Raw genomic sequence first — 250 nt, 5'->3', positions numbered from 1 at the left:
GACCGCCGTTTTGAATAACGAACTGCAGGATAAATTTGTCTGCTGGTATCCGGGTTTTCAAAGTGACGGGAAGGGACCAGCGATGGCAGCATAGCTCACGCTGCCCCAATATTTTTTATGCTCTCGGTCGTATGGAAGCTGGACCGCCTCGGTCGTGATCTTCGTCATCTCATTAATACAGTGCACGACCTGACCGCGAGGGGGACCGGTCTGAAAGTGCTGACCGGTCACGGGGCGACTATCGACACAA

The 250-nt window shown here is 53.6% G+C and carries 1 pseudogene; it reads left to right on the top strand.

The annotated features are described in order from the left end of the window. Window positions 1-126: 126 nt before the first annotated feature. Window positions 127-250 (top strand): annotated as a pseudogene (locus ACSIPU_RS31380) (recombinase family protein); the annotation flags it as partial.

Origin of the sequence: Klebsiella sp. HN106 (assembly GCF_051209435.1) — a bacterium.
In the GTDB taxonomy this organism is placed as follows: domain Bacteria; phylum Pseudomonadota; class Gammaproteobacteria; order Enterobacterales; family Enterobacteriaceae; genus Klebsiella; species Klebsiella oxytoca.
This window is presented reverse-complemented; position numbering and strand designations above follow the sequence as displayed.